Annotated in this window: 15 protein-coding genes; 10 read left to right on the top strand and 5 right to left on the bottom strand. The window is 39.3% G+C overall.

Going from position 1 to position 16,835, the window contains the following annotated elements; translation table 11 throughout:
- Positions 1–78 precede the first annotated feature (78 nt).
- The 4 genes from C4F40_RS04700 (at position 79) to C4F40_RS04685 (ending at position 3,294) form a co-directional block, all read left to right on the top strand.
- A complete protein-coding gene (locus C4F40_RS04700; RefSeq protein ID WP_196938203.1) occupies positions 79–1,044 on the top strand; it encodes a KpsF/GutQ family sugar-phosphate isomerase in 966 nt (321 codons plus the stop codon).
- A 135-nt stretch (positions 1,045–1,179) separates the two neighbouring features.
- Positions 1,180–1,554, top strand: coding sequence for a DUF1573 domain-containing protein (locus C4F40_RS04695; RefSeq protein ID WP_196938202.1), 375 nt, complete (start codon positions 1,180–1,182; stop codon positions 1,552–1,554).
- A 139-nt stretch (positions 1,555–1,693) separates the two neighbouring features.
- Complete coding sequence (locus tag C4F40_RS04690; protein ID WP_196938201.1) at positions 1,694–2,893, top strand: pyridoxal phosphate-dependent aminotransferase; 1,200 nt, start codon at positions 1,694–1,696, stop codon at positions 2,891–2,893.
- Between the two features lie 107 nt (positions 2,894–3,000).
- On the top strand, positions 3,001–3,294 hold the full coding sequence (locus C4F40_RS04685; protein ID WP_196938200.1) for a hypothetical protein: 294 nt from the start codon (positions 3,001–3,003) through the stop codon (positions 3,292–3,294).
- A 74-nt stretch (positions 3,295–3,368) separates the two neighbouring features.
- Here the strand turns inward: C4F40_RS04685 and C4F40_RS04680 are convergent, their stop codons facing one another.
- Positions 3,369–5,372 carry a M13 family metallopeptidase gene (locus C4F40_RS04680; RefSeq protein ID WP_196938199.1) on the bottom strand — a complete coding sequence of 668 codons (2,004 nt, stop codon included), beginning with the start codon at positions 5,370–5,372 and terminating at the stop codon, positions 3,369–3,371.
- A gap of 70 nt (positions 5,373–5,442) precedes the next feature.
- Here C4F40_RS04680 and C4F40_RS04675 point away from each other — a divergent pair, with 70 nt between their 5' ends.
- From C4F40_RS04675 to C4F40_RS04660, 4 genes are all read left to right on the top strand, one after another.
- Complete coding sequence (locus tag C4F40_RS04675; RefSeq protein WP_196938198.1) at positions 5,443–6,093, top strand: YgjP-like metallopeptidase domain-containing protein; 651 nt, start codon at positions 5,443–5,445, stop codon at positions 6,091–6,093.
- On the top strand, positions 6,071–6,445 hold the full coding sequence (locus C4F40_RS04670; RefSeq protein ID WP_196938197.1) for a hypothetical protein: 375 nt from the start codon (positions 6,071–6,073) through the stop codon (positions 6,443–6,445). Before C4F40_RS04675 ends, C4F40_RS04670 begins: the two co-directional genes overlap by 23 nt.
- 11 nt (positions 6,446–6,456) lie before the next feature.
- Complete coding sequence (locus C4F40_RS04665; RefSeq protein ID WP_196938196.1) at positions 6,457–7,641, top strand: oxygenase MpaB family protein; 1,185 nt, start codon at positions 6,457–6,459, stop codon at positions 7,639–7,641.
- Positions 7,642–7,743: 102 nt separating this feature from the next.
- Positions 7,744–8,694, top strand: a complete 951-nt coding sequence (locus C4F40_RS04660; RefSeq protein ID WP_196938195.1) for a glycoside hydrolase family 43 protein — start codon at positions 7,744–7,746, stop codon at positions 8,692–8,694.
- An 89-nt stretch (positions 8,695–8,783) separates the two neighbouring features.
- Here C4F40_RS04660 and C4F40_RS04655 read toward each other — a convergent pair whose 3' ends face one another.
- The 3 genes from C4F40_RS04655 to C4F40_RS04645 all read right to left on the bottom strand — a co-directional run bounded on the left by C4F40_RS04655 (position 8,784) and on the right by C4F40_RS04645 (position 12,040).
- The gene (locus tag C4F40_RS04655; protein WP_196938194.1) at positions 8,784–10,997 is read right to left on the bottom strand and encodes an NADP-dependent isocitrate dehydrogenase; all 2,214 of its coding nucleotides are present in this window, start codon (positions 10,995–10,997) and stop codon (positions 8,784–8,786) included.
- Between the two features lie 238 nt (positions 10,998–11,235).
- Entirely contained in the window at positions 11,236–11,520 is a 285-nt protein-coding gene (locus tag C4F40_RS04650; RefSeq protein WP_196938193.1) for a GNAT family N-acetyltransferase, read from the bottom strand.
- A 19-nt stretch (positions 11,521–11,539) separates the two neighbouring features.
- Positions 11,540–12,040 (bottom strand): nuclear transport factor 2 family protein, encoded by a 501-nt coding sequence (locus tag C4F40_RS04645; RefSeq protein ID WP_196938192.1) that lies wholly within the window; start codon positions 12,038–12,040, stop codon positions 11,540–11,542.
- A 130-nt stretch (positions 12,041–12,170) separates the two neighbouring features.
- Here C4F40_RS04645 and C4F40_RS04640 point away from each other — a divergent pair, with 130 nt between their 5' ends.
- Positions 12,171–13,457 (top strand): BamA/TamA family outer membrane protein, encoded by a 1,287-nt coding sequence (locus C4F40_RS04640; protein ID WP_196938191.1) that lies wholly within the window; start codon positions 12,171–12,173, stop codon positions 13,455–13,457.
- A complete protein-coding gene (locus C4F40_RS04635) occupies positions 13,444–15,570 on the top strand; it encodes a TonB-dependent receptor (protein WP_231389915.1) in 2,127 nt (708 codons plus the stop codon). The genes C4F40_RS04640 and C4F40_RS04635 overlap by 14 nt, the downstream gene beginning before the upstream one ends.
- Positions 15,571–15,610: 40 nt before the next feature.
- On the opposite strand, the gene C4F40_RS04630 is transcribed toward C4F40_RS04635, so the two are convergent.
- Positions 15,611–16,822 (bottom strand): DEAD/DEAH box helicase, encoded by a 1,212-nt coding sequence (locus C4F40_RS04630; protein ID WP_196938189.1) that lies wholly within the window; start codon positions 16,820–16,822, stop codon positions 15,611–15,613.
- Positions 16,823–16,835: the final 13 nt, after the last annotated feature.

Below are 16,835 nucleotides of genomic sequence, written 5' to 3'. Positions count from 1 at the left end.
AAATTAGATAGACTCTTAAGTTAACTAAGTTAAAAAACTTATTTTTGTAAATATTAAAGTAAAAATAACATTTTTTCGGTGAAAAACAACATAGACATTAAAAAAGAGGCTATACGCGTTTTAGAGCTTGAGGCTCAGGCGATACAGGCATTGGTTTCTAGAATTAACATGGACTTTGAGCTAGTAGTGGAGGAAATATTGATGTTGAAAGGTCGTGTTATATTGACAGGCATCGGCAAAAGCGCGATCATTGCCCAGAAAATTGTAGCTACCTTAAATTCTACAGGGACGCCAGCCATATTCATGCATGCAGCAGATGCAATACACGGTGACTTAGGAATAATTCAAAAAGATGACCTTATTATAGCTTTGTCTAAAAGCGGTAACACCCCAGAGATAAAAGTGTTAGTGCCGTTTTTAAAACACAGTCAAAATAAGCTTGTGGCATTAGTTGGGAATACGGCATCGTTTCTTGCCGATAAAGCCGATTATATTTTGGATACGACAGTCGAACGCGAAGCATGTTCGAATAACTTGGCACCCACCACCAGCACTACAGCTCAATTGGCGATGGGCGATGCACTCGCTGTATGCCTCCAATCTGCACGCCAGTTTACCGATAGAGATTTCGCGAAATATCATCCAGGGGGCGCGTTGGGCAAGCAACTCTACCTTAAAGTAGTCGACTTGTCGGACGAAAACGGTAAACCAGTTGTTTCACCTGAAGACAATGTTAGAAAAGTAATTATCACCATCACGAAGTATAGACTAGGAGCCACAGCGGTCATTGAAAAGAATCAGATTATTGGTATCATTACCGACGGAGATATACGCCGGATGCTCGAACAATACGATAACATTTCGGATCTTACTGCCAAAGATATTATGGCACAGCACCCCAAGATGATCGACTCTACCGATCTAGCCGTTAATGCGTTACATAAGATGCGTGAAAATAACATCTCGCAGTTGTTAGTAACCGAGAATGACAATTTTATAGGAATTGTACATATTCAGGATTTACTGAAGGAAGGGATTATCTAATGTTGTGTTTGGATAATTTGTAAAAATATTGTTAATTTAAAGACTAGAAACCATTTTCAATCCAATTTGTGGTACATTTGGTACGTATGTTGAAGATACGAATAAGATTGAAATATAATATTTAACGTAATAACTATGAACAAGGTTTTAAATGTAGTAGCGATAATGATAGCTTTTATCTCTTTAACAGCTATGAGTGTGGCGATTGGAGAGTTTAAGTTTGAAAAAGAAACACATGACTTTGGTAATATTCCTCAGGGAACGCCTGTTTCACACGAATTTAAGTTTACTAACGCAGGCGATGCCCCTATCATCTTGTCGGATGTAGCTCCGTCTTGTGGTTGTTCGGTTGCTGATTTTTCAAAAGCCCCTATTAAACCCGGAGAAACCGGAACAATCAAAGCAACTTTTAATGCGGCTGCAAAGGGTCCATTTACGAAATCATTCACGGTTAAATCTAACACAAAGACACCTGTGAAAACCCTTACTGTTAAAGGAACAGTTCAGTAATCGAATACAGATATTGTTAAGGCCACACGGTTTCGTGTGGCTTTTTTTTTTAGCCATCAGTTTCTGTATTTCTATTATGCATTCGTGAATTCAAAGCATTTTATCTAAGTTTGCACATAACAAAAAAAATGAATGCTTCATGCCAAAAATTTCACAAAAAGGTATTAATATGCCTGCCTCACCGATTCGAAAATTAACCCCCTTTGCAGATCAAGCTAAAAAAGACGGCAAAAAGATCTATCATTTAAATATCGGCCAGCCCGATATTAAAACACCCGAAGGGATGTTGAGTGCCCTCAAAAACATCGACTTTAAAGTATGGGCGTATACAGCGTCTGAAGGGACAGCATCTTATAGAAATAAACTGGCTCAATATTACAATAAATTAAACTATTCTATAGCTCCAACCGACATATTAGTTACCAATGGCGGTTCAGAAGCCATCACCATCGCGATGCAAGCATGCTTAAACCCCGGTGAAGAAATTATTATTCCGGAACCTTTTTACGCCAATTATAATGGCTTTGCCTGTTCGTCAGACATTGTTATTAAGCCAATTATGTCATATATTGATAGTGGATTTGCTTTGCCTTCTATCACAGAATTCGAAAAAGTAATCACAGCAAAAACAAAAGCTATAGCTATTTGTAACCCAAATAATCCTACAGGTTATCTGTACTCTCAGGAGGAGCTAGAAGCTTTACGTGTCTTATGTCTTAAATATGACTTATATTTATTCTCTGATGAAGCCTATCGTGAGTTTTGTTATGACGGTCGAGAATTTATCTCGCCAATGCATTTGGAAGGCTTAGAAAACCATGTCGTCGTTTTAGATACAATATCCAAACGATACTCGGCCTGCGGTGCGCGCATTGGCTGTTTAATCACCAAAAACAAAGAATTATATCAAACCGCCTTAAAATTCGCACAAGCACGTTTAAGTCCGTCACTGGAGGGGCAAATCGCAGGAGAGGCCGCAGTAGACACGCCGGATTCCTATTTTGATGCTGTTTCAAAAGAGTACACTGCAAGAAGAGATACGCTAGTAAGTGGTTTAAATAGTATTAACGGTGTATTTTGCCCAAACCCAGGAGGCGCTTTTTATGTTGTGGCTAAGCTACCTATCGACAATGCGGATAGATTCTGTCAATGGATATTGGAGGACTTTAATTACAATAATGAAACCGTAATGATGGCGCCAGCCACAGGATTTTATAGTACAGCAGGATTTGGAGAGGACGAAGTGAGGTTGGCGTACGTCTTAAATCAAGAAGATTTAAAAAAGGCTTTACGTTGTTTAGAAAAAGCCTTGGAAGTTTATCCCGGAAAAACTGCGTAAGAAGAAACTTTTTTATAGACAAACAGCTTATTCGTAATAAGCTGTTTTTTGTTAAAACAATTTTGTACTTCAATCGTTCTTCATATAGAAACAAATATGATAAGACTATGGATAAATTAAAGCAATTTGATTTAATGGCGAAGATTTCACGAGAATTGGAAGACGTGAGAAATAGTCAACAAGCAGTATTGGAAAAGATCGGTAAAATTGAAGTTGATAATATTGAACTTGGTGATAAAATCATAGAAAGCAAAATACCAGATATTTATCAACGCACAGCGGATAATTCTGACGCAATAAAAGAGATCTTAGAATCATTCCAAAATAAGACCGAAGCGTTTGGTGAGAAGAACAATGTGGACAAACTGCGAGAGCAAGAGGAAATTAGGAATATGAAGTAAGAAATAATAGATTCCAAAGAGAAAAAGGCCATTGTATAAATGGCCTTTCCTTGTTGTAACGTTCTTGCGTTTATCTACCAGATGATAATGCGTTTATCTTTCGGTACGTAAAGCTTATCGCCTTCCATTGTACCCCAAGCCTCATGAAAACCATCTAAATTAATAATTGGTGCAAATGCACGATATTGGGCTGGTGAATGTGGGTCCGTTTTTACTTGGTTTACCACAAACTCATCGGTTGTTTTGGTGCGCCAGATTGTTGCCCACGACAAGAAGAAGCGTTGCTCCGGCGTAAACCCATCAATTTGACCAGGATTTCCGTTGTCATTTAAATACATTTTTAACGCGTCAAAAGCAACAGACGAGCCACCTAGATCACCAATATTTTCACCCAATGTAAAACGACCGTTCACAAATACACCTGGAACAGGTTCGTATCTTTCAAATTGTGCGACCAAAGCATTGGCAGCCGCATCGAATTCCGCTTTATCTTCTTCCGTCCACCAGTTGTTCAAATTACCGTTGCCATCGTACTGCGATCCCGAATCATCAAATCCATGAGATAGTTCATGACCAATAACAGCACCGATTCCACCAAAGTTAACTGCAGCATCCGCTTTATAATCGTAAAATGGAGGTTGTAATATTGCCGCTGGAAATACAATTTCGTTAAATAACGGACTATAATAAGCATTTACGGTCTGTGGCGTCATACCCCATTCCGTTTTATCTACCGGTTTCCCCTGTTTTTCTAAATTCTCTTGAAACGCCCATAAATTAATACTTTTTACATTATCGTATAGCGAAGTACCAACATTCATCTGCGAATAATCTTTCCATTTATCCGGGTATCCTATCTTTACATTGAATTTTGCTAATTTTTCCAATGCCTTCTCTTTAGTCACGGGCGACATCCATGCTAAATTATTAATGTGCACTTCGAAGGATTTGATTAAATACTGCACCAATTCTTCACAAGCTGCTTTTGCTTCTTCTGGAAAATGTTCCTCTACATATAATTTACCCAACAGATCCCCTACTGTCCCGTTTACAAATTCCAAACCGCGTTTATCTAACGCGCGTTGTTCTTTCTGTCCTTTCAATTTACGTCCATAAAAATCAAATGACAATTCGTCCAATTCCTTTGTTAAGTAACCTGTAGCGCCATTAATAATATGGAATTTAAGATACTCCTTGATTTGCGGAAGATTTGTTTGATTTAGGATTTTATCCAAATTTTGGTAATATTTCAATTCGCTAATGATCACCGTATCCGCTTTGAAACCAAGATCGGCTAAATATTGAGCCACATCTATATTTTTGACTAGTTCTTTCAGGTCTTTAACAGCTACAGGATTGTATCTTTTTTGCGCATCACGTGATTCCTCGATCGTTTTCAGATTAGCTGCAATCGATTTTTCGAATTCAACGACTTTAGGGCCTTTCAAATCTCTTGTTTTTTGGCCTACTTTACTATAGAGCTTAGAAATAAAATTGCTATAATCGGCTAAGGTTTCTGTATTCTTTTCATCAACACTTTGGTAATACGAACGGCCTAACCCCAAACTTCCACCCCCAAGATATACTGCATTTATACTGCTATTTTTCATATGGGCGTACACGTATCCTCCAAAAAATGGATTTCCCCCGATTCGACCGTATTCAACAAAGTATTCATATAGATCTTTTAGATTATTCACCTCGTCTAGCGATTGTAGCTGATCCTGGATTGGTTTTAATCCGATCTGGTCGCGCGTCGTAAAGTCGATATACGATTTATACAGATCTGCTATTTTTTGACCGTCCGAACCTTTTTCAAATTTCGTATCTAACGATTCTTTTAAGATTTTCAAACTGGCTATATCAGTATTTTCACGAAGTTCGTCAAAAGATCCCCAACGCGCTTTGTCCGAAGGGATTTCTACTGTTTTCATCCAGTTCCCATTAACATAATTATAAAAATCATCTTGGGGACGAACTGTTTGATCCATAAGTGACAGATCGATTGCTTTACCTTCTTGGGCAAAAGAATAGGCCGAAGTCGATAATAATGCTGTCAATACAAAAATTTTATTCATATTTATACTAATTATTATATGCAAACATAATAAAACCTACGCAAAATGTTAAGTAACTATTTTATACAAAATGATTATAGAAGTAGACGGCTACACATATAATATTGTTATTCAATCCTCTTCCAAAGTCATTGCGATTGGTGCCTATAAAAATCAGATGATTCATCTGCATGTGCCGTATGCAATACCGACAGCCGAGCTATATGCCTACATACGGGCCAATAGCCGACTCATCAACAATTATGTAACAAACACCAATTCCGAAAAGCAGTTCGATAAGTTTCAGATTTTCGATGCAGTCCTCCCTCTTATAATCGAATCCCAATTAGCTAATCCTTATCTCCATCACGGTAAAATATATACACCTGCTTATCCCGTTCTTAAAAAAACTGTCTCTAATTTACAACGCACTCTTTTACGACAACAGCTTACTCTTCAGATTGGCGCGTGGGAAGAACACTTAGACATATTCATTTCCGAAATTAAAGTACGGAAAATGAAAACAAATTATTTCACCGTTTGTACTAGGGATAAGCGCATCACGTTCTCGTCAGAATTAATCCAAAAGTCAATCGGATTTATTTCGTTTATTTGTGGAGAAGCAGTAATGTGTTTAGTGCATATTGATGCCCAAGAGCGAATCCGTCTCCTAGACCGATTTGTAAAAGACTGGAAACAGCATGAAAAAATAGTATCCTATGAACGAGAACATACAGATTGATATGGCTATTGTGGTATCTGATTTGGATATCCTAGACTGCAACTTTGACCCGCAATCACTTCTTGTCAGACTATCTCAATTACAATTGACAGCGCTAAAGGAATCCTTATTGGAAGTCGTAGCAGACAAAGATGGGGGGCCACAAATAGGTGACCTACACATCAACCATTGGCACTATGACATCAGCAAAAATACAGGTAGATTTCGAATGCACTTTGCAATTGAACGGCAATTTTGTTGCAGTGATATCGAATCCTGTGTTGTCGATTACGTCGATTTTACCTTTGTAAAGCGTCCTGATGATTATCTGATTGCAACGGCGATGTATTTTAACTGGTCTGTAAACAATTAATAGTAAATCACATGACGCATATCCCTTATCGCTTTAAATACAACAATACCTCTTTTGCGCATTATTGGTCGCAAGGCATGGGCAAAGAATTACTTAACCGGCTGGGGTATGTACCTGATTTGACAATTTCCGAAAAATTTATTCCACTATTGTACCAATGGGATCGCCTAGGAGATCAAGTTGTGCTTGATCTCTTCGAACACGTAGGATTTGTCCGTGGCAATGCATGTCTTTTCGATTATATTGATCAAAATCCGATTACCAAAGAGCGAAAAACCGTGTTTGACGACTTCTTTAAGCACATCGATATCAATCCTGATTGGCTAGACAGGAAAAGATTGCAGGTTGGAGCCGAATTAAGCAGGCGTCCAGGATTAACTTCTCTTATCGTTCTCCGAGATTATTGTTTAATGGGGGGATACGAATCTGCGGCTATAAACAAGCCCTTGATCTATACAGGTGCCCTTAAAAAGGGAGCTGCTAAGCGACTCACCGAAACCGTTGAGTTTTGGGTTCAGATCACGAAAGAAAATGCGTTGGAAAGTCCTAATCTGGGATTCAAGCATATATTGTCTACTCGTATGATACATTCTTTTGCCCGTGTCAATATACTTGGAAAGACAGATTGGGATAGCAATAAATGGGGTGTACCACTCAATAGTTGGGATATGTTGGCAACTAATTTAGGTTTTTCACTTGTATTCTTGGTTGGACTCCGACGTATGGGTATACAACCAACCGACGAAGAAATAGATGGTCTTTTTCATCTCTGGAAATACATTGGCTACCTATTGGGTATACCGCTAGAGATTATTCCAGAGAATGAAAATGAAGCTATTGAGGCCTTATTCTATTGGACTATGACCCAACGCGAAGGTGATGAAGATACCTTAGCATTAGCTACGGCACTAAAAGACGAGCCTATACATGCTCATTATCCAAAGCAACCGCTTATGCGGCAAATGATGCGCGAAGTTCATCTCTATTATAACCGCTATTTACTGGGCGACTACTCCTGTGATCAATTGGGTCTATCCTCCACCACAATCGGTAGACTGGCAGTTATCAATATCTGGAAAACTAAAAAGCAAGAAAAACGGTTGAATGAAACAGGCTTTCGCGACAAAATGGTTATTGAAGGTGGAGCCGAACAGGAAAACGTACGGTTAATCTATCATGAGTTCAATGGTCAGTAATGTACTGAAATAGCATATTGGTGTATAATGCTAAAACCTTTTAAATAATCTCTTGCGCATTTTTATTTGTTTTTATATTTTTGGGATAAAACCTATATACAAATGAAGAAACTATTAATTACACTCTTTTTTGCAGCTAACCTTACGGTACAAGCACAACAAAATCCCGTTTTTGAAGGCTATTATGCCGATCCAGAGGGTATCGTTTACAACAATACTTTTTGGATATATCCTACTTTCTCGGCAGCATACGAAGACCAAATCTTTTTTGATGCCTTCTCCTCTAAGGATCTAAAAACTTGGACCAAGCATTCTCGAATCCTGGATACAACTGAAGTAAAATGGGCCAAACGCGCTATGTGGGCACCTGCTGTAATCGAAAAGGATGGGAAATATTATTTATTTTTTGGAGCCAATGATGTCCATGAAGGTGAAGTAGGTGGCATAGGTGTTGCTGTTGCAGACAAACCTGAAGGCCCCTATAAAGATTTGATCGGTAAGCCATTGATTAATAAGATCATTAATGGAGCGCAACCTATCGATCAATTTGTATTTAAGGATAAAGATGGTACGTACTACATGTATTATGGTGGTTGGAAACATTGCAATATAGTAAAACTCAAACCGGATTTTACCGGCATTTTACCTTTCGATGACGGGAGTTATTACAAAGAAATCACCCCCAAAGATTATGTAGAAGGTCCATTTATGTTTATCCGGAATAATAAATATTATTTTATGTGGTCTGAGGGAGGATGGACCGGACCGGATTATAAAGTTGCCTATGCCATTGCAGACTCTCCATTCGGTCCTTTCGAACGTATCAACACCATCCTCGAGCAAGATCCAGAAATTGCCACTGGTGCTGGGCATCATTCGGTTATTCAGGTGCCTAATAAAGATAAGTACTATATGGTTTACCACCGCAGACCACTTGGCAAAACCGGAGCGAGCGAACGCGTAACTTGCATTGACGAAATGAAATTCGACAGAGATGGCTACATTCTACCCGTTAAAATGACATTTGATGGGGTAACTTATAAATTGAAATAGAAAGATACAGGAATCCCGTTCAATAAAAAATCCTCATCCGAAAGAATGAGGATTTTTTATTTATCTCTATTATTTATTATTACAAAAATTTACAGCGTAGCAATCGCATCGTTTAATGTTTTTGAAGGACGTAAAGCTTCAGTCGCCAAGTCATCATTAGGGAAATAATATCCGCCGATATCCTGTTTTTTACCTTGTGCTTCAATCAGTTCTTCGTTTATTTTGGTCTCATTTTCAGATAATACCTTCGCCAAAGGTGCAAAATTAGCGGCTAGCTCAGGATCTTTTGTTTGTGCTGCCAATGCTTCCGCCCAATATGCTGTCAGATAATAATGCGAACCACGGTTGTCTATCTGACCTACTTTACGTGCCGGCGATTTGTCATTAGCCAGGAATTTTTCTGTTGCAACATCCAAAGCTTCCGCTAGCACTAATGCTTTAGGGTTATTTTGTGTTTGTGACAGATGCTCCAAAGAAGCTCCTAAAGCTAAGAATTCACCCAATGAATCCCAACGAAGATATCCTTCTTCCAAGAATTGCTCAACGTGTTTAGGAGCCGAACCACCAGCGCCTGTTTCAAAAAGGCCACCACCATTCATTAATGGAACGATAGATAACATTTTCGCTGAAGTTCCCACTTCAAGAATCGGGAATAAATCAGTTAAGTAATCACGTAATACATTACCAGTTACTGAAATAGTATCTAATCCTTGGCGAATGCGATCCAAGGAGAACTTAGTCGCTTCAACAGGGTTCATAACGAAAATATCCAATCCGTTAGTATCAAAATCTCCCAAATATTTCTCTACCTTTTTAATGATTTCTCTATCGTGAGCACGATTTTCGTCCAACCAAAACACCGCTGGAGTAGCTGACAGACGCGCACGGTTTACGGCTAGTTTAACCCAGTCTTGAATAGGTGCATCTTTTGTTTGACACATACGGAAGATATCCCCCTCTTCAACAGCTTGTTGCAATAGAACACTTCCATTAGCATCTACTACCCGGATCGTACCTGTAGTGATTGCTTGGAAAGTTTTATCATGCGAACCATACTCTTCCGCCTTCTGTGCCATTAAACCCACATTAGGAACAGATCCCATAGTAGTTGGATCTAATGCTCCGTTTTCTTTACAGTCATCAATTGTTGCCTGGTAAATACCAGCGTACGAACGATCTGGAATAATTGCGATCGTATCTTGCGATTTACCATCTTTATTCCACATCTGTCCTGAGGTACGGATCATGGCCGGCATCGAAGCGTCTACGATTACATCCGAAGGTACGTGGAGGTTAGTAATCCCTCTATCTGAATTAACCATGGCTAGATCCGGGCCATTTGCGATGGCTGTTTCAATAGCTGCTTTTACTTCAGCTTCCTGAGCCTGTCCGGTTATCCTAGCGTATACCTCTCCTAGTCCATTATTTTTATTGATACCCAGTTGGTCAAATAGCTCTCCATATTTTGCAAAGACGTCTTTAAAATATACTTCTACAATCGCACCGAAAATAATCGGATCAGAAACCTTCATCATTGTTGCTTTTAGATGCGCCGATAATAGTACGCCTTCAGCTTTTGCTTCTTCGATCGTCGCAGCTACAAATGATTTTAATTTTCCTAAATTTAGAACGGATGAATCGATTACCTCGCCTGCTTTTAAATTAGCCAACCCTTTTAGTTCCTTAACGACACCATCGTTGTTCACAAACTCTATTTTAAATTGTGAATCGTCTTCTATGGTTATCGATTTTTCTGTCGCATAAAAATCACCATCTTGCATAGAAGCAACTTTGGTTTTGCTTTCCGCAGACCAAGCACCCATGGAGTGTGGATTAGCTTTAGCATAGTTTTTCACGGCCTTAGGTGCACGGCGATCCGAGTTTCCTTCACGTAAAACAGGGTTTACAGCCGAACCTAACACTTTAGCATAAACGGCTTTAATATTTTCTTCTTCTTCCGAACCCGCATTATCTGGATAATTGGGTACATTATATCCTGCTTTTTGTAACTCCGCAATAGCTCCCTTCAACTGGGGAATAGAAGCTGAAATATTTGGTAATTTAATGATGTTTGCGTCAGGTTGAGTAGCCAATTGGCCGAGTTCGGCTAATGCATCAGCCGTTTTTTGATCGGGTGTTAAATAGTCCGGAAAATTAGCGAGAATACGGCCTGCTAATGAAATATCTCTTAATTCAACATCGATATCAGCCGTCTTAGCAAATGCTTGAACAATAGGTAAGAACGAGTATGTTGCTAATAAAGGAGCTTCATCTGTCTTAGTGTAAATGATTTTAGATGACATAATTTTTATTGTGTATTATTAATTTTCATTGAAGTAAAGTTAAATTTTGCCGACACGAAGTGCGCTATTTTTAAAATTCGCCTAAAGATAAGAAAATCAAATCTAAATCGCCATAAAAGGGTTAATTATGACTTAGGAAGATCAAAAGGGTGAAGAATATACGTCATCCCAAAATAACAAATCTTATCTTTCGGTGGATCTGCTATTTTGGGAAATAAATTTTGATGATCGAAAATTATTATGTAAATAATACATCACGTATATTAACATCCCGATCGAATGAGGCCTTAGCAAAAGGACATAAGGGAAGGATTTTAATTGTATTATCCCGAGCATATTCTACCGCTTTATATAGCATAACATGTCCTATACCCTTTCCTTTCTCTTCGGGATCGACTTCGGTACGATCGATGATGATTTTATCGGTTCCGGCTACGGAATAGGACATCTCTCCGATCTGCTTTCCGTCCTCTAAGGCTACGAAGCGACCTTTACTTGTTTCTTGTTGGTGTTGGATTATCATGTGTTTTTCTCCTTTATATTTATTTATCCGAACGTATTTGTTCGATGATTTTATCCTCTTGAAGTGCTTTGAGTGGTACTATCGTCTCCACCATGTCATTAGGTATTGTTATGGAAAGTACATATTGTTTAATAAGCCATTCGCCTCGTTCCAAAACCAAAACACCCGAACCTCTACAGATTTTCATCTGAGTATCTAACAATTCATCTACCCAAGCAGTTTGACCATCTACAGAAAAATTCACAAAACGGACAAGAGATTTAAAATCCCAGGCACGACCTTTATCAAAATGTGGTTTTGCATATTCCATGAATTCGGGTTTATTCCAGCGTTCGGTCGCATCGGTTCCGATAAATATCGATTCCGTATGTAATAGATCGAAATAAGTATTGAAATCAGCATTTGCCGCCGAAAAATGCCATTTATCAACCGTGTGGGCAACTGCGGCCGTATCTCGCACTTGCGAAAAGCATAGCGAAATCAAAAAGAAAGAAAGAGAGATCGATATGTATTTTTTCATGGTTTGAACTTTAATGCAAAATTCGAATTTACATTATTTTTGACAGATATTAATGTATCGCAGGTATATTCTCTTTAATCAGCGCGGAGTTTAAAAACTATTCTTTATTTTCGTGCGTTTAATTCACAGCATGAGATATTTACCTACCGTCCTAATATTATATTTCGCTTATTTGCCAAATAGTACTGCACAAGTAGTTTCTATACAAGATTCTAGCGTAGTCATACAGGATACCACCCAATTCGTAGATAGTAAATTATACGATGTGGTGGATCTGTTTCAGGATATCAATCCCTTTAGAAAGGCAGACACCACTTCTACACCGAAAGCAAGGTCTGGGATTTCTTATTTACCTAACATTAATTATAATCCGAGCATTGGTTTCCAGATCGGTTTGAAAGCTGTTGGTGGTGTATATCTAGGTGATAAAAAGACAACGAGCATGTCTATTTTTGCGACTTCTGCGAATTATACCACCAGAGGAATATTTTATGCCTATTTAGCACACGACACCTACACCAAAGATAACAAATGGAACCTGAAGGGTAACATAGTGGGGGCAAAAATGGTAGGTCTCGATTACGGACTCGGGACGGGCATTCCACTTGATAATCCAGAAGCAGACGAAGTGATTATGAATAATCCGGAACGTAACCGATATGTAAATCATTATAACGTATATGGATTTAGTGAACGTTTATACAAACAGCTGTTACCCGGTATGTTTGTTGGCGGAGGCGTGTTTTTTGAACTCAAGCGAAATATTAGAACTTCCAGTGAGTTCGATACCTCACCAAACGATATTTACAGTGAATGGAATAATTTCAACTCCACACAAAACAACAATAATGGACTCATGTTTAACCTCCAGTATCTGACCCGGGACAATCCAAATAGTGCTTATAAAGGAATCTATACGGACGTGGTGCTACGCATGAACCAAACCTGGCTTGGAAGTCAAAAAAATGCTTATCAGCTACAGACCGATTTTAGAAAATATTGGCAGCTATCCGAACAACGGCCCAATCATGTCTTGGCTTTCTGGAACTACGGTTCGTATAACCTAGGCGGTGCACTCTTTTATTTAGATTTACCTGGTACAGGTAAAGATCCCTATGCACGTAGCGGTCGTGGATATACTAACGGATATTTTAAGGGCATATCATTTTTCTATTCCGAAATGGAATACCGATTTCCAATTCTCAAAAATCAATTTTTAAGCGGTGTAGTATTTGCCAATGTGCAAACGGCCGACGACCAAATGGGGACAAAACTATTTCAGCAATGGCAGCCTGCTGGAGGTGGTGGACTCCGCATTCTGTTTAACAAAATGACAAGAACCAATTTATGTATTGATTATGCTTTTGGAAAATTCGGACAACGTGGTCTTTTCTTGGGATTAAATGAAGCATTCTAACCCCATCCTCATGTTCCATAAAATGAAAACCATCTGGATAGCGATATGTGTTATTGGTGCACTACCCGTAGGGGCGCAAGATGTATCCGATTCAACCGCCATATCGATTGTACCTGTTAAAATTAAGGCCTATTTCGTAAACCAACCCCTTCTTTCGTTGACAGCATCGGGTCAAGTGGTTTCTGCTAGGCAAATACAAGATCAAGGTACCACTACACTTCTACCTGCACTTAGCACTGTTCCAGGTATTCGCATGGAAGAGCGTTCGCCCGGAAGCTATCGGCTCGCCATGCGCGGAAGCCTTATTAGATCACCTTTTGGGATCCGTAATGTTAAAATATATATAGACGATTTTCCATTAACAGATGCAGGAGGAAACACCTACCTTAATCTTATAGATCCTGCAAGTATAGCGGATATCCATGTTACCAAAGGCCCGGATGGCTCATTATACGGAGCGAATTCAGGAGGTGTGGTCCGTATTCAACCCAAAGGCTTTAATATTCAAAAAAGCCATACGGAACTATTGTTGGGTACAGGATCATATGGTTTATTCCAGGAGCAGTTGAGCATGCAGCGAAAAGTCAACGAAAACTACAACTTTTCTTTTGATCAATCGCTTACCCGATCCGATGGCTATCGGAGCAATACGGCGTTAAACAAAAAAACATTTCAAACGGCGCATCAATGGAAATACAATACGAGCAACGAGCTTAAACTATTTGTACTTTACAGTGATCTAGGGTATCGCACACCTGGCGGATTGACATTGTCGCAATATGAAGAAGACCCGCGACAATCCAGACCTGCTGCCGGGCCCAATCCAAGTGCTGCCGCACAAAAAGCCGGGATCTACAACAAAACACTCTATACAGGAATTTCGCATAATGCGACTATCACCGATAAATTAGCACATTCGATAAACCTATTTGGATCTTTTACCGATTTAGAAAATCCATTTATTACCAATTACGAATTTCGAAAGGAGAAAAATGCAGGCATACGTACCTATTTCTCGTATGTAGACGAGGAAAAAGTCAACATTAAATGGCAAATGCAGCTGGGATTAGAGGCGCAAAAAGGATATTATAAAATCGATAATTATGAAAATGTCGGTGGGACAGCGACGGAAGCTCAAGCTCGAGACGAGCTGAATAATGCGCAATATAGTTTCTTCTATCGGGCAATGGCCCATCTTTTTGAAAAATGGACTGTAGAGAGCTCGATCGGCTTAAATAAAAATAGCATAAATTATCGTCAGCATTTTCCAGAAACCAGCAGTCCGGATGGAAGCATTGGCTTTGGAGATATCTGGATGCCTCGTATTGCGACGTCTTTTCTGATAACCAATCAAGTTGCGCTACGCGCTTCAATTTCCCGAGGATATTCTGCCCCGACTATTGCCGAAGTACGCCCTTCAGACATTACAATAAACACGGAGCTAGACGCCGAAACTGGCACAAATTACGAAACGGGCATTCGATGGAATACGCAGAATAGACGTTTTGTTGCCGACATTGCACTATACGATTATCGTATGAATAATGGTATAGTGAGGCAGGTACGCGAAAATGATGCAGACTATTATATCAATGCGGGTGAAATGAATCAGCAAGGAATTGAAGCCGCCGTATGGGCTTATCTATTGATGCCTAATCCGGATCGACTTGTTAGTGCCCTAAATCTCAATAGCAGCCTAGCTTATAACCACTACCGCTTTGGGACGTATCAAATTGAAGAGAACGACTATAGCGATAATAAAATTACTGCGGTACCAGATTGGGTATGGGTGAATACCCTCAATTTAGAGTTATTAAACGATTTTGGCCTTAACGTACAGCATCAATATACTTCGAGTATGCCATTAAATGATGGGAATTCTATTTTTGCAAAGAAATTTCATCTTCTCCAAGCCAAAGTGAACTGGACTACAAAATTTATTAAATCTGCAAGTATCCAGTTTTTTTTAGGAGTCGATAATCTCCTCAATGAACAGTATAGCTTAGGAAACGATATCAATGCATTTTTTGGAAATACTGATCCAATCAATGGAAGATATTTTAATCCAGCACCTCCGCGCAATTACTACGGTGGTCTAAAGTTGAGTATATAGAGGCATAAGCAAGAAATAAAAAAGTGCTTTTAGCACTTTTTTATTTCTTAGAAAATTTCCTGAAGTTAGTCTTATTGTTTGACTTCTTCCTGGGAGGTCTCCTTTTGGGATCATAGCTCGGTCCCTCGGAAAATCCTTCCGGTAGTGGCACCTTTTCAACTTCAGCACCGATCAACTCCTCTATTTTGGAAAAGCGAATTTGATCCTTCATATTTATAAAGGTAATTGCTGTACCTGTTGTAGCTGCCCTAGCAGTCCGACCGACACGATGTACGTAGTCTTCCGGGTCAGGAGGAACATCGTAATTTATGACCAAACTAATTCCCACTACGTCAATGCCTCTCGATATGACATCTGTACCCACCAATACATTCAGCCTTTTACCTTTGAATCTATTCATCACGTCTTCCCGCTGTGCCTGTTCTAGATCGGAATGAAACGCCTCAGCAGCTATCCCGCCTTTACGGAGTTCGGTGGTCAATCTTTTTACGATTTCTTTCTTCGAAGCAAAAATGATAATACTTGTGAAAGACGGATCAGAAAGTAGGGACTTTATCAGTTCCATCTTCTGTTCGTCATAGACAAGATATGCTTGTTGCTTAATACCTTCAGAAGGTTTTGACAAGGCAATATTAATTTCGATAGGGTCGTGAAGGATTTTCTTTGCTAAAGACCGTATTTTAAATGGCATCGTAGCAGAAAACAATAAATTCTGTCTTTTAGCTGGAAGATAGCTGATAATCTTTATGAGGTCATCATAAAATCCCATATCTAGCATTCGGTCCGCTTCATCTAAAATAAGGTGTCTAAGTTTAGAAAAATCGAGCTTACCAGAAGCCATATGTGCGATCAAGCGTCCTGGTGTGGCCACAATAATATTCACTCCTTCTTGTATGGCCTTCTTCTGTTGCTCGTAATCCATCCCTCCTCCTCCTCCATAAACGGTAATAGAGGTCGTTCCGGTAAAGTACGATAAGCCCATTATTTGCTGATCGATCTGCAAGGCAAGTTCTCGTGTCGGAACAAGAATTAACGTGTCAACGTGGTTAGTCTCACGAATTGCTATTTTATTTAAGATGGGCAAAAGATATGATGCTGTTTTACCGGTGCCGGTTTGAGCACAGGCTATTAAATCTTTTTCTTGGAGAATGACAGGTATAGCCTGCTCTTGTATAGGGGTAGCATTAAGATACCCCATGCTGTCAAGTCCTTCCTCCAACAGAGGGACTAAACCAAATTCAGTGAATTTCAATTTCGATTATTTC

It is taken from the genome of Sphingobacterium pedocola, from assembly GCF_015209965.1.
Classification (GTDB): domain Bacteria; phylum Bacteroidota; class Bacteroidia; order Sphingobacteriales; family Sphingobacteriaceae; genus Sphingobacterium; species Sphingobacterium pedocola.
Note: the sequence above shows the minus strand (reverse complement) of the source record. Positions and strands in the feature narration are given on the sequence as shown.

Excerpts from the sequence above, each read along its gene's own strand:
- C4F40_RS04695 (WP_196938202.1), top strand. The coding sequence starts at position 1,180 with ATGAACAAGGTTTTAAATGTAGTAGCGATAATGATAGCTTTTATCTCT.
- C4F40_RS04690 (WP_196938201.1), top strand. The coding sequence starts at position 1,694 with ATGCCAAAAATTTCACAAAAAGGTATTAATATGCCTGCCTCACCGATT.
- C4F40_RS04685 (WP_196938200.1), top strand. The coding sequence starts at position 3,001 with ATGGATAAATTAAAGCAATTTGATTTAATGGCGAAGATTTCACGAGAA.
- C4F40_RS04680 (WP_196938199.1), bottom strand. The coding sequence starts at position 5,372 with ATGAATAAAATTTTTGTATTGACAGCATTATTATCGACTTCGGCCTAT.
- C4F40_RS04675 (WP_196938198.1), top strand. The coding sequence starts at position 5,443 with ATGATTATAGAAGTAGACGGCTACACATATAATATTGTTATTCAATCC.
- C4F40_RS04670 (WP_196938197.1), top strand. The coding sequence starts at position 6,071 with ATGAACGAGAACATACAGATTGATATGGCTATTGTGGTATCTGATTTG.
- C4F40_RS04665 (WP_196938196.1), top strand. The coding sequence starts at position 6,457 with ATGACGCATATCCCTTATCGCTTTAAATACAACAATACCTCTTTTGCG.
- C4F40_RS04660 (WP_196938195.1), top strand. The coding sequence starts at position 7,744 with ATGAAGAAACTATTAATTACACTCTTTTTTGCAGCTAACCTTACGGTA.
- C4F40_RS04655 (WP_196938194.1), bottom strand. The coding sequence starts at position 10,997 with ATGTCATCTAAAATCATTTACACTAAGACAGATGAAGCTCCTTTATTA.
- C4F40_RS04650 (WP_196938193.1), bottom strand. The coding sequence starts at position 11,520 with ATGATAATCCAACACCAACAAGAAACAAGTAAAGGTCGCTTCGTAGCC.
- C4F40_RS04645 (WP_196938192.1), bottom strand. The coding sequence starts at position 12,040 with ATGAAAAAATACATATCGATCTCTCTTTCTTTCTTTTTGATTTCGCTA.
- C4F40_RS04640 (WP_196938191.1), top strand. The coding sequence starts at position 12,171 with ATGAGATATTTACCTACCGTCCTAATATTATATTTCGCTTATTTGCCA.
- C4F40_RS04635 (WP_231389915.1), top strand. The coding sequence starts at position 13,444 with ATGAAGCATTCTAACCCCATCCTCATGTTCCATAAAATGAAAACCATC.